Source organism: Turicibacter sp. (assembly GCF_017941855.1).
GTDB classification, from domain to species: domain Bacteria; phylum Bacillota_I; class Bacilli_A; order MOL361; family Turicibacteraceae; genus Turicibacter; species Turicibacter sanguinis.
Window position 1 is genome coordinate 36,573 of sequence record NZ_JAGAVR010000011.1, and the last position, 16,596, is coordinate 53,168.

Below are 16,596 nucleotides of genomic sequence, written 5' to 3' on the forward strand. Positions count from 1 at the left end.
GCATGATTCTTATAGTTTGATAATTTTAACTTCACCTGGTTGTAAATGAACTCTTAAATTTCCATTTAAATCAAATTCATGAACTTCGCGTCCCCATTCATGTGTTGAATACAGTAAACGTCCTGTTAACCAGTTGTTACCTGATTGATAACGTAAATCTTCAATATGAACGGTTACATCGATTGGAGAGTACATGTTTGTACTAGCGACAATAATGAAAAGATTATTGTTGAAGTGTCCACGTTTTCCGTCTTCGATATAACCGAATCCAATAGCAGGATCAGACAGACGATCAAATCCAAGTCCAATGAAGTTTTCAACATTAGTGAAGGTTTCTAAATGCTCATTACGGATTTTTGAGATAGCGTCTAATGTATCAGGAATATCCCAACGCATATGATTTAAGTAATGAAGTGCAAATTTATCAAATAAGGCTAATTTACCGAAGTAACGGTCTCCTGCTGGTAACATGTATTGCTCATTATCACGACAATCGAGTCCAGTGTTCATAGGTTGTGTTTCATAAACCTCTTGACCAGAGTTGATAAAAGGAACTCCATTCGGCATAAACATATTCATAATCGTTAACATTTTAGATAATGTACGTCCACCTTCGCGTGCTGCAAGACGTGGAGTATCATGTGTTTCACCACCTGCGAATACTGGGCAAGGTAAGTGACGAGATTCATACATAAAGTTATGAGTACGGTGTTCTCTGACACGTGGTTCTTGGTAGAATCCGTAACCGATGATCATGTTATAACCGATGTTACGAGATGTCCAAGCATTTTCATCTTGTAATTCTTCAGCAATGAAGCAGAAGTCTTTATCATTTGCACGAGCATTTGAAATAATACGATCAACAAGTTCTGATGGTAAAGCATGTCCCATATCGATACGTGCTCCATCAATTCCGTATTGTTGTTGATAGAATGGAATCACGTTTGATAATGTTGCCCATAAGCCTTCATTAATCACATTTCCTTTATAAAGGTTTGATTTGATTGTATCGAATAAAATGTATGGAGCAGGATTTGCACCACCTAAATATTTTTGACTTTCAACTGGATGATCCATATACATACGGAAGAATGTAACATCAGTCCATGGTGGTTGAACGTCATTGATATGATCTGAGAAGGCTGGAGCCACTGTTAATCCGAAGTCACGTTTAACTAGGTCTAAAATAGAAGCACCTTCTGTTTGTTTGTATTCTTCAACTAAACGATCCCATTTCTCTGAATCGATTATATTTGGAGCGTATGAGAATTTGCGAATATGATTCCATACTTGTTCTGATTGATAAACATATGGTAAAAATTCTGGTTTTGGTGTTAACGTATCTCCAAGACCTGGTACGTAAGGTGGATAATACTCATGGAATGTATCCGTGTATACCCAATAGAACCAATCTGGATGTTCAACAATTAAGTCACTTTCAACCGAGTTAGTACGTGGAATAATATCAATCATGACTTTCATATCTAAGATATGGCAAGCTTCAACGAAAGCTTGGAATTCTTCTTCGACTGTCATATTTGAACCTGTCATTGGATCTTTTAAACTAGGATCTAGTTCAAAGAAGTTACATACCCCATAAGGAGAACCCAGTTCACCTTTTTTATCTTTTAAAGAGAATTTTGAAATAGGTAACATATAAACTGTATTAACACCCATTTTTTTAAGTAGTGGTAAAAGGGCTAATGATTTAACGAATGTACCTGTCTCTTTTAATCCATAAATGTTTTGACTTTCTAAATCACCACTGCGATCATGATCCCATGATGTTGAAGTACGAACCATCATCGAATAAACAGTTGCTTTTTTAATCCAATCTCCACCTAAATATCCTGGTTTATCTACGAAAGAATGATGTAATTGGCTTAATGATTGATTATAATTAACGCCTTCTTCAGCTTTTGGTAAGATATATGATTCAATGACGCGACTATAGAAATTATATGGATTAACCATAATTTCCCCCCAACTTGTGCGCACCACTTCGTCCCCATCATAATTCCATGCATTCCATAAATCTGGAACCACATAATTATAAACTGATACATTGTTTATTTGATTTTTTAGAATATCGAGTAATTGTTTTAATTTGCTTCCCTCTTTTGCTGGTTGCGCCATTACTATTCCTCCTTGTCTCCATTTATACGTCTCATTATAGCATCTACATGTAAAAAAAAGTATAAATATAAGCGATTTCAAACAATCTTGTAACCGATTACCCATTTGAAGTGAAACGATTGAGTTTGAATTGGAAGAGTTGAAACTGTAGTCTTTTGTAAGGAAACATCAGAATATGTAAAATATAATGAAGGTTTTAAGAAAATGTCTAATTTTCTTGTTTGAAATGTTAGCAATCGTCCTAAACTATATAAGTCTAGATTAGTTTTTCAAACTTGGAAAACTTTTGCTTTTGAACCTGAAATCTCTTTGGATCCAAAAGCTAGAGTACGGAATTGATTTTAAAATACAAAAATCACGTTTATTTATATAGAAAGAATCATTTTTGATGGTGAGGTGAGTTAGATGATCTATCCAATCTTGATTTCAAGATTTTTTAAAAGCTATCAACCCAAGACGAAACAACTATTAGAATTTTATAAAAAACAGGCGGAACAGATTACCGATCCAACCTTAAAAAAAGAGGCACTGGCTAGTTTAGAGAGTAAAGCATTTCATTGTTATGGGGCTTCTTTTTATGCCTCTTTAGTTTCAACTGAATCTCAATTTGAATATTTAAAATTTATGACTGCCTATCAGACAATCTGTGATTATCTTGATAACCTCGTCGATCAAACGAAACTCATTAATGAAACGAACTTTAGACGATTACATCAAGCCTTGATAGATGTGTTTAAAATAAGTGAACCAACACTAAATTATTATCAATATCAAACGCAACAACTCGATGGAGGATATCTTATTGGACTCGTTCGAATGTGTCGCAAATGTTTGCATCAAATTCCTCACTATGACCTATATGCAGCTTGGTTAACTAAATTAGCTGCTCTTTATGTTGATTTACAAGTTTACAAACACCTACATGTCAATGAGCGTGAAATCAAGCTTAAACAACTTGTTGCGACACAAAAGAGATTAAGAGGGGATCTAACTTGGTATGAATTTAGTGCGGCTTGTGGCTCAACACTTGGGATTTTTACGATGGTTGCTTATGCAATGAATCAGTCAAAATACAACGTTCGTCCTGAGGTGATTTTCAATTGTAGTTTTCCATACGTTCAACAATTACACATCATGATGGATTATTTGATCGATTTAAATGAAGATATCCGAGACGGAGAACTCAATTTCTTCTCCTACTATGATACATATGAAGAAGGAATAGACACCCTTTTAAAAACGTATCAGAGTGCTCAAAGAAGTGTTAAAGCTTTACCAGAGGTTAAGTTTCATCAGACGATTAACGATGGTCTTTTCGCCTTATACTTAGCAGAAGGTATAAAAAAAGAACCGAAACTACAGTCGGTTCAAAAACAATTATTAAAGCCTCTTGGGTTTAGAGGAAAGTTTTTATATTATCAAGCATCTAAATTTGTGCGATAAAGCAATGACTTTATCGCACTTTTTCAATGGCTACAATAAATGGGGCAGTAGGGCGATTGACAAACTGATACTGTAAAACTTGTGTCGTTCCTGAATCAAGTGTGGCTAAGCAGTCTTCTAAAAAATGACGTTCAACTTTTCCTTCTTCATGTCCGTGATAAATCACTAAAATAATCAGTCCATTTTTCTTAAGTAGCGATAACATATCAGTCACAGCTTTCCACGTTGTTTCACCAGTCGTTGTAATCGATTGATCGCTACCAGGTAAATACCCTAAGTTGAAGATGGCTGCACTGATTTCTTCCGTGACATAATTTAAAACATGTTGATGCCCATCAAGGATTAATGAAACATTCTCAAGTTTTGCTTCCTCAAGTTTTGCCTTCGTACTATCGATGGCCTCTTGTTGGACATCAAAACTAAATACTTTACCAGACTCCCCAACAAGTTTTGCCAAAAATAAGGTGTCGTATCCATTACCAGCTGTGGCGTCGATTACTGTTTCTCCGGCAGAGACAATTTTTTCCAATAGAGACTTTGAGAAAGGTAAGACGCGTTCAAGTGTTAGAGCCATTACACTTCCTCCTTCTTATACAGACGTCCTTGGTATGTATGACGTTCTTTCAAACGAGCATCAATCGCATTTAAGACTTCCCATTTTTTTAAACTCCACATTGGACCAATTAATTCTTCACGTACGGCATCGCCCGTTAAGCGATGAATGACCATTTCAGGTGGTAGAATTTCTAATTGATCGACGACTAAATCGATGTATTCATCTTTATCCATCAATTGAAGCATTCCTTTATCAAGCATTTTGTGCATTGGTGTTCCATCGATGACATGGAGTAAGTGAATCTTAATTCCTTGAACGTCAAGTTTCGCAACAGCTTTTGCTGTTTCAAGCATCATTTCACGTGTTTCTCCTGGTAATCCATTAATAATATGGATAATCACATCGATGTTATGTTTGCGAAGTTTTTCAACTCCCTCGACAAGCGTTTTAAAATCATGCCCGCGATTAATTAATTTTCCAGTTTGATCGTGCATCGTTTGAAGCCCCAGTTCAACCCATAAATTCACGCGTTGATTTAACTCACCTAGATACTCAACCACATCATCTGGTAAACAATCTGGACGCGTTCCGATTGAAAGTCCGACAATATTCGGATCACATTCTAAAACGGCTTCGTATTTTCGTTTTAACACCTCAACGGGAGCATGAGTATTGGTAAAAGCTTGGAAGTAGGCGATATATCCCGCTTCAGGCCATTTTTGATGCATCATTTCGCGCACTGAATTAAATTGTGTTTTTAAATCATCTTCAGGTTTTCCGGCGAAGTCTCCACTTCCTTTTGTACTACAAAACGTACATCCACCGTACTTGACAGTACCATCAATATTCGGACATGTAAATCCAGCATTGATCATAACCTTAAAGATTTTTTGATTATATTTTTCACGTAAATGATAATTTAACGTGTGATATCGTTTGTCTGAATAAGAATATTGAAAAGGATTATCCATGATAACGTCTCCTATCTAATCTAATATATCGTCGTATGTTTATGAATCTTAGCCTAAGTCAATCTAGAGTGAAGGATCAGATTTATTAGGCATTTAGTCATCTCTCTTTCATTATTTTATCATACTGAACAAAATCTTTGAAATTTAACACGGTTTTTATCGTAGAATTATTAAAAAATGTTGTATTTTATGAAAGTTTTGATATAATCTTTCTTATAATAACTTATAAAGCTATGAAGAGGACTAGTAGTAAGGATGTCTGTTTTAGAGAGCGAATGGTTGGTGGAAATTCGCACAGAACACTTGTGAACTCACCTTGGAGTTGCAGTTGTGAAACTTTAGTAATGGCTGCCGTATTTCTTGCGTTAAAAGAATGGAGAGGTAAGACTGGTTTTTTGTCTTACAACTAAGGTGGTACCGCGTTTATGACGTCCTTAGAACTTTCAGGGTACTTTTTTTTATGCCTTAAAATGAAGACCTTTCCTTTATTAAGGTATAAAAAAAAGTAATAGACACAAATTATTAGGAGTTATTTCTAATAATTGGGATTATAAGTTATGCATTGAACAGGTTATCGTTCATCTGAATTTGCTTTTAAAAAGTCAAATTTAGACTACAATAAAAATTTGCTCAAAAACTGGAGAAAGTCTTTAAAGAAGAGAATCTTTTTTCAACGGATGAGCCCACAGGAGGAATTCGTCATGGCATTTGAACACAAACAAATCGAGAAAAAGTGGCAAAACTATTGGCTTGAAAATAAGACATTCAAAACGTCTGAAGACAAGTCAAAACCTAAATTTTATGCATTAGATATGTTCCCATATCCATCAGGAGCAGGGTTACATGTTGGTCACCCTGAAGGATATACAGCGACTGATATCGTATCTCGTATGAAACGTATGCAAGGATACCGCGTTTTACATCCAATGGGATGGGATGCATTCGGTTTACCTGCTGAGCAATATGCATTAAACACAGGAAATGATCCTCGTGAATTTACAGATATCAATATCAATACATTCCGTAACCAAATTCAATCATTAGGCTTCTCATATGATTGGGATAAAGAGTTAAATACAACAGATCCAAAATACTACAAATGGACACAATGGATTTTTACTCAATTATATAATATGGGATTAGCTGAGATTAAAGATATCGAAGTTAACTGGTGTGAAGGGTTAGGAACTGTTTTAGCAAATGAAGAAGTTTTAAATGTCGATGGTAAAATGGTGTCTGAACGTGGAGAGCATCCAGTCATCAAAAAGCCTATGAAACAATGGGTTCTTAAAATTACACACTACGCTGAGCGTTTACTTGAAGATTTAGATGGTCTTGATTGGACTGAAAGCATTAAAGATATGCAACGCAACTGGATCGGGAAAAGTGAAGGGGCTTTAATTAACTTTAAAATTGAGGGTCACGAAGAATCATTCGATGTATTTACAACTCGCCCGGATACAGTATTTGGTGTGACTTATGTGGTATTAGCACCAGAACATCCATTAGTATCAGTGATTACAAGCGATGAGTGCCGTGCATCAGTTGAAGCGTACCAAGAAGCATCTAAAGCAAAATCAGATTTAGAGCGTACAGAATTAAATAAAGAAAAATCAGGTGTTGCAACAGGTGCTTATGCGATTCACCCAATCACAGGAGATTTAGTTCCAATCTGGATTGGAGATTACGTATTAGCAAGCTACGGTACAGGAGCTGTTATGGCGGTCCCTGCACATGATGAACGTGATTTTGAATTTGCTAAAAAATATGATTTACCAATGAAAGCTGTTTTAGAAGGTGATATGACAGAAGGTGCCTTCACAGGAGATGCTGCACACATTAATTCTGACTTTATCAATGGAATGAACAATACAGATGCAAAAGCTGCTGTCATTAATTGGTTAGAAGAAAATCAAAAAGGATCTCGTAAAGTTAACTATAAATTACGTGACTGGTTATTCTCTCGTCAACGTTATTGGGGAGAACCATTCCCAGTTATTATGTGGGAAGATGGAACAATGTCAGTTTTAGAGGCAGACCAATTACCACTCGAGTTACCGGTTATGGATAACATTAAACCATCTGGAACTGGAGAATCTCCACTTGCAAATGCGAAAGGATGGTTAGAAGTTGTACGTGAAGACGGAGTTAAAGGTCGTCGTGAAACAAATACTATGCCACAATGGGCAGGAAGCTGCTGGTACTACATCGGATATATCTTAAAACAAGAAAATGACTATGTGGGATTAAATACAGAAGAAGCAAAACAATTATTAAAAGAATGGTTACCAGTTGATTTATACATTGGTGGAGCAGAGCATGCCGTTTTACACTTATTATACGCACGTTTCTGGCATAAAGTATTATACGATTTAGGAATTGTTGAAACGAAAGAACCATTCCAACGTTTATTCAACCAAGGAATGATTTTAGGTGAAAATAATGAAAAAATGTCTAAATCTAAAGGAAACGTTGTAAACCCAGATGATATCGTAGAATCACATGGTGCAGATACATTACGTTTATATGAAATGTTCATGGGACCACTTGATGCTGCGATTGCCTGGTCAACAGAAGGGTTAGATGGAAGCCGTCGATTCTTAGATCGAGTTTGGCGTTTATTCGTGACTCCTGAGCACACATTAGCTGAAAAAGTAGTGGCTGAAAATGATGGTAAATTAGATAAAGTTTACAATGAAACAGTTAAGAAAGTCACAGAAGATTATGAAAAATTAAGCTTCAATACGGCTATCGCTCAAATGATGATCTTCATTAACGAATCATATAAAGCAACAAGTATTCCTCGTGAATATGTAGAAGGATTCGTCAAATTATTAAATCCAATCGCTCCGCATATGACAGAAGAAATCTGGTCAGTTTTAGGACATGAAGAGACAATGACATATGAAGCATGGCCAACATATGACGAAGCAAAATTAGTTTCTGATACGATTACAATTATCGCGCAAGTTAACGGTAAATTACGTGGACGTATCGAAGTGCCGGCTACGATTTCTAAAGAAGAAATGCAAGAAGTAGCAATGGCAAACGAAAATGTTCAAAACTTTATTTCTGGAAAAGAAATCGTGAAAGTAATCGCGGTACCAGGAAAATTAGTCAATATTGTTGTAAAATAATGAAATTTAAAATCCCTCTGAAGACTATTTCGTTGGAGGGATTTTTTATATTGGGTTTGAGTTGCCAAAAATGATGATAGATTATCGCATAGTATGTCAGCTTGAATAAAATATTAAAACTAGATAGATATTATAATAAAAAAGCATTCTCATCAAAATTGAGAATGCTTTTTTTGTTATTTTGTTAAGATGTATTGTTCTAAATAGTGAGCAACACCACTCTCTTTGTTTGATTTGGTTGTGGTATTGGCTGCTTCTTTTAATTTGTCAATGGCATTGTCCATGGCAACCCCAACTCCGGCATACATTAACATTTCAATATCGTTATCTCCATCTCCAAAGGCGATGATATCTTTTGGCTCAATATTATAATATTTTGCTAGTTTTTCAATTGCTGTTGCTTTATTCGTATCTGATTTAAAGACTTCGATAATATTATCATTGTCTCCGTCCCAGTTACGGCATGTAATGATATCAGAGTAATGTTCACGTAAAAAGGCCATGACTTCTTCTGCCATTCCTTTTTTCGTTTCAAGTAAGAAGCCATTTGGATGCTCATCTAATGTTTCTTTAAATGGTCCAAATTTAACTGACGTACAGGTGTCAATATGGAACCAATCACGGATTGTATCACCTTGATGTAAAACATATAAGTGATCTTTGTATTCACAAAATGCATTGACGATGTAATTTTGTAATTCTGAATCGAATAATGTAATAATAACTTCTGTTGGAATTTGAGCTAAGATATCTTCAAATGAATCATCTTCAGGATGATGTATATATGCTCCATTAAAGTTAATAATAGGTGTATCGAGACCTAATTCTTTATAAAAATGTAATGAAGCACGAGCTGGTCGTCCTGTTGCAATGACAACGATATGACCTTCTTCTTTAGCTTTCATTAAAGCTTCTTTTGTTTTAGGATCGAGTGATTCCCAGCTTTGTAAAGCAGTCCCATCCAAATCTGTTACGATTAATTTTTTGTTCTCCATTTTAACACCTCCGGCTTAGTTAATATAATAGCATAGATTAATCGAATTTCAAAACGACAGTAGGTTTCATCATCAGCCACTTTTCCTAAATTATGAAGTTTTATCCTTTAGTATACATAAATTCCTAAACATAACGCATAAAATTATTAGCACTCTTATTGAACGAGTGCTAAAGTTGTGATATGATAATGATGTCAGCATATAATGACTATGAAGAATGGAGTGAAGAATTATGAATATTAATAAAATGACTGAAAAGTTACAACAGGGTTTAGTTAATGCTCAGTCTCTTGCAACTTCATTAAACCACCAAGAGATTGATACAGCGCATTTACTAAGTTCTTTATTACAAGATTCTGAAGGGTTAGCCTCACGTGTATTTGTGAAGCTAGGGTATCCCGTTCAAGAGATTGTAAAAGATTTAAAACAGATTTTAAATAAAAAACCAAGTGTAACAGGAAGTTCAGCCGAACCGTATGTATCAGCTGATTTGAATCGCGCTCTTTTAAAAGCAGATGATTATGCTCGTGCATGGAAAGATGATTATTTATCAGTTGAACATGTGTTACTAGCAATGCTTGAATCGAAAGATTATGAGATGAAACAGCTCATTAAAAAATATAATTTAAATGAAAAACAATTAAAAGAAGTTATTTCACAGATAAGGGGGAATTCACGAGTGATGACACAAAATCCAGAAGCAACTTATGAAGTGTTAGAAAAATACGGACGCGATTTAGTTGAAGATGTGAAATCAGGAAAAATTGATCCGGTTATTGGACGTGATGAAGAAATTCGTCGTGCGATTCGTATTCTTTCTCGTAAAACTAAAAATAACCCAGTTTTAATTGGAGAACCAGGAGTTGGGAAAACAGCGATTGTTGAAGGGTTAGCTCAACGTATTGTTCGCCAAGATGTTCCCGAAAGTTTAAAAGATAAAGTGATTTTTGAACTTGATTTAGCTGCCTTAGTAGCGGGAGCTAAGTACCGTGGTGAGTTTGAGGAACGTTTAAAAGCTGTCTTAAATGAAGTGAAAAATAGCGATGGACGTATCATTTTATTTATTGATGAAATTCATACCATTGTCGGTGCAGGTCGTACAGATGGAGCAATGGATGCAGGAAATTTATTAAAACCATTACTTGCTCGTGGTGAATTACACTGCATTGGGGCGACAACATTAAAAGAATATCGTGAATACATCGAAAAAGATCCGGCACTTGAACGCCGATTCCAAAAAGTTCAAGTTAATGAACCAACGGTTGAAGATACTGTTTCGATTTTACGTGGATTAAAAGATCGTTTTGAAGTACATCATCGTGTGAGTATTTCAGACCGTGCTATTGTAGCAGCCGCTACGCTATCAGATCGTTACATAACTGACCGCTTTTTACCAGATAAAGCAATTGATTTAATTGATGAGGCTTGTGCAACAATTCGTACTGAGATTGACTCATTACCAGAAGAACTTGATCGCATTAACCGTCGTGTCATGCAGTTAGAAATTGAAGAAGCAGCGTTAAAAAAAGAAACAGACGAATTCAGTAAACAACGTCTTCATACCCTTCAAAAAGAATTAGCGGACTTAAAAGATGAATTAAATGTTTTAAAATTACAATGGGAAAAAGAAAAACAAGCGATTCATGGGGTTGCCGATTTGAAAAAAGAACTTGAACTTGCTCGCCGTCAATTAGAAGATGCTCAAGCTCGTGGTGAATATGAAAAAGCAGCGGAATTACAATATGGTAAAATTCCAGGACTTGAAAAACAAATTGCTGAAGTAGAAGCCATGCAACAAGATGAGGCTGGAAAAGAAAATCGATTACTTCGTGAAAATGTCACAGAAGAAGAGATTGGTGAAATTATTTCTCGTTGGACAGGTATTCCAGTTGCGAAACTTGTGCAAGGAGAACGTGAAAAATTATTAAATTTAAAAGAGGATTTAAGACGTCGTGTTATGGGACAAGATGCGGCGATTGATTTAGTAGGAGATGCCATTATTCGTGCGCGTGCCGGAATCAAAGATCCACATCGTCCAATCGGTTCATTCTTATTCCTTGGACCTACTGGGGTTGGTAAAACTGAGATTGCAAAAGCTTTAGCTGAATTCTTATTTGATAGTGAAGAGCATATTGTGCGAATTGATATGAGTGAACACATGGAAAAACATGCTGTCTCTCGTTTAGTCGGAGCTCCTCCAGGTTATGTTGGTTATGAAGAAGGTGGACAATTAACAGAAGCAGTTCGTCGTAAACCTTATTCAATTGTTTTACTTGATGAAATTGAAAAAGCACATCCAGATGTCTTCAATATTCTTCTTCAAATCCTTGACGATGGACGTATTACAGACTCACAAGGACGAACAGTTGACTTTAAAAATACAATCATTATTATGACATCAAATATTGGATCACATATCTTGCTTGAAAATCCTGACTTTGAACAGGCTCAAGAACAAGTGCTTGACGTTTTACGTGAATACTTTAAACCAGAATTATTAAACCGAATTGATGAAATCATTACATTTAATCCATTATCATCATCTATTATTTATCAAATCGTGGATAAATTTATTGCACAGTTAAATGCCCGTTTAACAGAGCAACGAATTCATGTCGTGTTAACGGATGCTGCTCATGAGTATGTTGCAAGTGCTGGATTTGACTCTGTGTACGGAGCACGTCCATTAAAACGATTCATTCAACGTACGATTGAAACAAAATTAGCACGTGCTTTAATCGCAGGTCAGATTGAAATGGATACAACGGTGGTTGTTGATGTACAAGATGGAGAAATTGTTTTAAAATTCGAAAAATAAATTCAAAAAACTCATGAAATCAAATTGATTTTATGAGTTTTTTCATTATTTAAACTTTAAGATAAATTTAAGGGTTATCACGTATACTAAAAAATAGTTCGTTATATATATACAAACAGAAATGTATTTCACTATTATAAATGAGTCTCAGTATTAGTACTGAAGTCTTTTTGACACTTAGGCGTCACTATAGTCCAGTTAAAATTTTTACAAGTGTGAAAAACTTATCTGGACTTATATAGAATAGAGTCTTAAGGGGTAGCAAAAATATAAGAAGGAGTTTTATACAATGAAAAATATTAAAAAAGTTTCGAAGGTGTCAGTTGTCTTATATTTATTAGCGATTATTATGCTTGGATTTGGAGCTTATCAAGTGTATGCTTGTTATGCTTATGTGGCTTCAATTGTGGAGCAGGGATTTGTGATATCTGATAGTTTATCAGATGTTGTGAATTATTATATGGCAAATGTCACACCATATGCTTTTTACGCAAGTTGTCTAGGGGGACTTGGTTTTCTAATTCAAAAAGTGTGCGCTTTTGTTAATACGGTGCCAATGTCTTCACAATTGATTGAGGAAGTCACGCCATTAGTAGAAAATGACGAAGTTGAAACAGCAGAGGTCGCTGTAGAAACTCAAGATATTATGTTAGAACAATAAAATAGAAATGATGATTAAAAGAGGTCTTCTGAGACCTCTTTTTTTTGTTTAATCTATGTGATTTTAAAAATAATGAAAATGTTTGAATTAACATCTTCCATATTTTAGTAAAGTGTGTATAATGGGTAAATGATGGTTATTTTGAATAATTAAGGGGCGATCATAATGAATAAATTAAATGATTTTAAAGTGGTTTTACATTAAAAGTTTAGAGGGAGTCTTGCATAAGTAGTTTAAGAAAGTCAGGTGAGGAAGATGCAAGAGTTTAAAAGTATTTTTAAATGGATGGAAGGGCAACGACTAAAAGTAGTCGGAGCCTTAATGGCAACTGCATTTGGAATTGTGTTTTCAACGTTAATTCCACTGGTCAGCCAAACAGCGATTGACATGGTTATTAAACAAACAACTGAAGGGAATCCAACCTTTATATCGGATATTGTTTTATCTGTCTCAAGTTTTAAAGGACAGTTATTAATGTGTGGAGCTTTAATTATGATATTTACAGTGATTAATGCCTTATTTAACTTTTTAAAGGCAAAATGGTCAGCAGAAGCTTCAGAAAATTTAGCGAAAAATTTAAAAGATAAAATGTATCATCATATCCAACAATTATCTTTTATGTATCATAAGCGCGTTGAAACAGGGGACTTAATTCAACGTTGTACATCAGATATTGACACGATACGCCTATTTTTATCCTCTCAACTTGTGGAGATGGGATATGCCGTTTTAATTTTTATTATTATCTTCTCGTTTATGTTATCTTTAAATGTCAAGTTTGCGTTAGTCAGTGTCTGCTTAACGCCAGTTTTATTTGGATTTTGCTTTATCTTCTTTAAAAAAGTAAAGCAATCATTTAAAGAAGCCGATGAATCGGAAGCGAGACTTTCAACGACGTTACAAGAAAACTTAACGGGGGTTCGAGTGGTCAGAGCTTACTGCAACCAAGAATATGAAATTAAACAATTTGAAAAACGTAATCAAGAGTTAAAAGAGAAAAGCTACGTCATGACCAAACTAAATGCACTCTTTTGGTCAAGTTCAGACTTTTTAAGTTTCTTACAAATTGCTGTCGTCATTATCTACGGAGCGTATATTACCATTAAAGGTGACATTACCCTCGGAACACTCCAAGCCTTTATCTCGTATGAATCGATGATTATTTGGCCGGTTCGACAACTTGGACGCGTGTTAACCGATCTTGGAAAAACGACGATATCGGTCAAAAGGATTAATGAAGTATTAAATGAGCCGATTGAATTTGAAGAAGGTCTTCAAAAACCTCAAATCACGGGATCTATCGAATTTGATCACGTTGGATTTGAATATGAAGATCATGACCGTATTTTAAAAGATATTAGCTTTAAAGTCGAAAAAGGTCAGACTATTGCGATTATTGGGCGAACAGGTTCAGGAAAAACAACGCTAATGAACTTATTGTTACGCTTATATGATTATACGGAAGGTTCAATTAAAATTGATGGCGTTGAACTAAAAAAAATCGATCATAAATGGATGCGTGCTCATATTGGGGCTGTTTTACAGGAGTTATTCTTATATTCAAAAACAATTAAACAAAATATTGCCATTGCTAAAAAAGATGCACATGAAGATGAAATTCAATCCGTTGCCAAACTGGCATCTGTTCATCACGTCATTGAAGATTTTGAAAATGGATATGATACCATCGTTGGAGAGCGTGGGGTTACTTTATCAGGGGGACAAAAACAACGTGTTGGAATTGCACGTGCTTTAATTAATGAATGTCCTATTTTAATCTTCGATGATTCATTAAGTGCAGTCGATACCGAAACTGATATTGAAATTCGTCGCGCCTTAAATGAGCGATCAAAAGATGTGACGACTTTTATTATTGCGCATCGTGTCAGCACGGTAAAAGATGCCGATCAAATTATTGTGCTAGATAAGGGACACATTATTCAACGAGGAACACATGAAGAACTTATTCATCAAGAAGGCTTATATCAAACTTTCTGGGAAATTCAAAATCAAAAAGAAGCTGAAGTTCTGAACTTGATGAATGAAGAAAGTGGGGTGTAATAATGGCGAAAGAGTTTGAAGAAGCTGAGTATACAAAGGCCGATTTTAAAACGTGGAAACAGGTCCTCTCATACATGAGTGATGCGAAGCGAGATGTCATCTTGTTATTCATCACGGCAATTACACTTGCTGTTTTAGATACAACCATTCCTCAATTAAATGGGATGGTGATTGATGAATATGTTTTAACGGGGAATTTAGATGGATTAAAAGGATTTGGAATTTTATATTTACTTGTCATTATGCTATTTGGATTTATTGTTTGGTCATTTATTATGTTATCTGACCGATTACAATTACATATTAGTTATCGAATTCGTCAAGATGCGTTTAAGAAATTACAGGAGTTATCTTTTTCATTTTATGACACGTCATCTGTGGGATGGCTGATGTCTCGTTTAACTTCAGATACAAATCGAATTGGCGGAATTTTATCTTGGGGGTTAACGGACGCTGTTTGGGGAACTATGGTCATGATTTTCGTCATGATTGCGATGTTTATTATGAACTGGCAATTAGCACTTATTACGATTGCCGTGTTACCAATTCTAGCGCTTGTGAGTTACTTCTTTCAAACACGCATTTTAAAACAATATCGCCGTGTTCGTAAAATGAACTCTAAAATTACGGGTGCGTTTAATGAGGGAATTACGGGAGCGGTGACAACGAAAACATTAGTAACGGAAGATGATAACTTAGATGAGTTTAGTCATTTGACAAAAGAGATGCGCGATGGTTCTGTTAGAGCGTCAATCATTAATGCAGTTTATTATCCAATTATCGTGGCTCTTGGTAGCGTAGGAATTGCCTTGATTTTATATAAAGGTGGGTTCGACGTGTTTAATGGAAAATTGTCATACGGAGATTTAGTCATCTTTATTTCTTACTCAACGTTGTTTTATGATCCGATTCGAACACTTGCCAACTTATTAACTCGTTTTCAAGATGCTCAAGCATCAGCTGAGCGTGTTATCTCATTAATTAACACGGACTCTGATATTATTGATCGACCTGATGTTATCAAAAAATATGGGCAAATTGGAAATCTAAAAAAAGAAAACTGGGAACCCCTTCACGGAGATATTGAACTGATTGATGTTGGATTTAAATATAAATCTGGTGAAACAGTAATGGAACATATGAATCTTAAGGTGAAAGCTGGTAGCAGTGTAGCGATTGTTGGACCCACAGGTGCTGGAAAAAGTACGATCGTTAACTTGATTTGCCGTTTCTATGAACCAACGAGTGGTCAAATTTTAATTGATGGTGTCGATTATCGCGAAAGATCTCAAGAATGGCTACATTCTCATTTAGGATATGTGCTACAAACGCCACAACTATTTAGTGGAAGTATTAAAGAAAATATTCGTTATGGAAAGCTGGATGCAACAGATGAAGAAATCATTGAAGCAGCAAAACTTGTCAATGCACATGAGTTTATTATGGAGTCAGCTGATGGTTATGACACTGTCATTGGTGAGGGCGGTTCAGGTTTATCAACGGGGCAAAAACAATTAATTTCATTTGCTAGAGCCTTGATTGCTGATCCAGCCATTTTAATCTTAGACGAGGCGACAGCTTCAATTGATATTGAAACAGAAAAGCTTATTCAAGATGCGATTCAGACTTTACTAAAAGATCGAACAAGTTTCATTATTGCCCATCGTTTATCAACGATTGTCAATGCGGATGAAATCTTATTACTTAAAAATGGTGAGATTTCTGAAAAAGGAACGCATGCACAGTTGATTGCACAAAAAGGTGATTACTATCAACTTTATATGGGACAATTTGAAAAAATAAAATAGTAAAAAGGTG

At 35.3% G+C, this 16,596-nt stretch carries 10 protein-coding genes and 1 other annotated feature; of the genes, 6 read left to right on the forward strand and 4 right to left on the reverse strand.

Annotation, left to right across the window (positions count from 1 at the left end):
• Nucleotides 1-9: 9 nt before the first annotated feature.
• Nucleotides 10-2,136 carry an alpha-amylase family protein gene (locus tag J6D32_RS01990; RefSeq protein WP_006783421.1) on the reverse strand — a complete coding sequence of 709 codons (2,127 nt, stop codon included), beginning with the start codon at nucleotides 2,134-2,136 and terminating at the stop codon, nucleotides 10-12.
• Between the two features lie 405 nt (nucleotides 2,137-2,541).
• Here J6D32_RS01990 and J6D32_RS01995 point away from each other — a divergent pair, with 405 nt between their 5' ends.
• Entirely contained in the window at nucleotides 2,542-3,579 is a 1,038-nt protein-coding gene (locus tag J6D32_RS01995) for a DUF2600 family protein (protein WP_129821483.1), read from the forward strand.
• 10 nt (nucleotides 3,580-3,589) lie between these two features.
• On the opposite strand, the gene mnmM is transcribed toward J6D32_RS01995, so the two are convergent.
• On the reverse strand, nucleotides 3,590-4,153 hold the full coding sequence (gene mnmM / locus J6D32_RS02000) for a tRNA 5-(aminomethyl)-2-thiouridylate-methyltransferase MnmM (protein ID WP_006783419.1): 564 nt from the start codon (nucleotides 4,151-4,153) through the stop codon (nucleotides 3,590-3,592).
• On the reverse strand, nucleotides 4,153-5,106 hold the full coding sequence (gene mnmL / locus J6D32_RS02005) for a tRNA modification radical SAM protein MnmL/YtqA (RefSeq protein ID WP_006783418.1): 954 nt from the start codon (nucleotides 5,104-5,106) through the stop codon (nucleotides 4,153-4,155). The genes mnmM and mnmL overlap by 1 nt, the downstream gene beginning before the upstream one ends.
• Before the next feature lie 224 nt (nucleotides 5,107-5,330).
• Nucleotides 5,331-5,545 (forward strand) — a binding site (T-box leader).
• A 262-nt stretch (nucleotides 5,546-5,807) separates the two neighbouring features.
• On the opposite strand from mnmL, the gene leuS reads away from it, so the two are divergent.
• Nucleotides 5,808-8,243 carry a leucine--tRNA ligase gene (gene leuS, locus J6D32_RS02010; RefSeq protein ID WP_006783417.1) on the forward strand — a complete coding sequence of 812 codons (2,436 nt, stop codon included), beginning with the start codon at nucleotides 5,808-5,810 and terminating at the stop codon, nucleotides 8,241-8,243.
• 176 nt (nucleotides 8,244-8,419) lie between these two features.
• Here leuS and J6D32_RS02015 read toward each other — a convergent pair whose 3' ends face one another.
• On the reverse strand, nucleotides 8,420-9,238 hold the full coding sequence (locus tag J6D32_RS02015) for a Cof-type HAD-IIB family hydrolase (RefSeq protein WP_006784295.1): 819 nt from the start codon (nucleotides 9,236-9,238) through the stop codon (nucleotides 8,420-8,422).
• A 232-nt stretch (nucleotides 9,239-9,470) separates the two neighbouring features.
• On the opposite strand from J6D32_RS02015, the gene clpB reads away from it, so the two are divergent.
• From clpB to J6D32_RS02035, 4 genes are all read left to right on the forward strand, one after another.
• A complete protein-coding gene (clpB, locus tag J6D32_RS02020; RefSeq protein WP_287467233.1) occupies nucleotides 9,471-12,056 on the forward strand; it encodes an ATP-dependent chaperone ClpB in 2,586 nt (861 codons plus the stop codon).
• Nucleotides 12,057-12,345: 289 nt separating this feature from the next.
• The gene (locus tag J6D32_RS02025) at nucleotides 12,346-12,717 is read left to right on the forward strand and encodes a hypothetical protein (RefSeq protein ID WP_155234163.1); all 372 of its coding nucleotides are present in this window, start codon (nucleotides 12,346-12,348) and stop codon (nucleotides 12,715-12,717) included.
• Between the two features lie 255 nt (nucleotides 12,718-12,972).
• On the forward strand, nucleotides 12,973-14,778 hold the full coding sequence (locus tag J6D32_RS02030; RefSeq protein ID WP_155234975.1) for an ABC transporter ATP-binding protein: 1,806 nt from the start codon (nucleotides 12,973-12,975) through the stop codon (nucleotides 14,776-14,778).
• Between the two features lie 2 nt (nucleotides 14,779-14,780).
• Complete coding sequence (locus J6D32_RS02035) at nucleotides 14,781-16,586, forward strand: ABC transporter ATP-binding protein (RefSeq protein WP_006784299.1); 1,806 nt, start codon at nucleotides 14,781-14,783, stop codon at nucleotides 16,584-16,586.
• Nucleotides 16,587-16,596: the final 10 nt, after the last annotated feature.

Excerpts from the sequence above, each read along its gene's own strand:
- J6D32_RS02025 (WP_155234163.1), top strand. The coding sequence starts at position 12,346 with ATGAAAAATATTAAAAAAGTTTCGAAGGTGTCAGTTGTCTTATATTTA.
- J6D32_RS02015 (WP_006784295.1), bottom strand. The coding sequence starts at position 9,238 with ATGGAGAACAAAAAATTAATCGTAACAGATTTGGATGGGACTGCTTTA.
- J6D32_RS01990 (WP_006783421.1), bottom strand. The coding sequence starts at position 2,136 with ATGGCGCAACCAGCAAAAGAGGGAAGCAAATTAAAACAATTACTCGAT.
- mnmM (WP_006783419.1), bottom strand. The coding sequence starts at position 4,153 with ATGGCTCTAACACTTGAACGCGTCTTACCTTTCTCAAAGTCTCTATTG.
- J6D32_RS02030 (WP_155234975.1), top strand. The coding sequence starts at position 12,973 with ATGCAAGAGTTTAAAAGTATTTTTAAATGGATGGAAGGGCAACGACTA.
- leuS (WP_006783417.1), top strand. The coding sequence starts at position 5,808 with ATGGCATTTGAACACAAACAAATCGAGAAAAAGTGGCAAAACTATTGG.
- mnmL (WP_006783418.1), bottom strand. The coding sequence starts at position 5,106 with ATGGATAATCCTTTTCAATATTCTTATTCAGACAAACGATATCACACG.
- J6D32_RS02035 (WP_006784299.1), top strand. The coding sequence starts at position 14,781 with ATGGCGAAAGAGTTTGAAGAAGCTGAGTATACAAAGGCCGATTTTAAA.
- clpB (WP_287467233.1), top strand. The coding sequence starts at position 9,471 with ATGAATATTAATAAAATGACTGAAAAGTTACAACAGGGTTTAGTTAAT.
- J6D32_RS01995 (WP_129821483.1), top strand. The coding sequence starts at position 2,542 with ATGATCTATCCAATCTTGATTTCAAGATTTTTTAAAAGCTATCAACCC.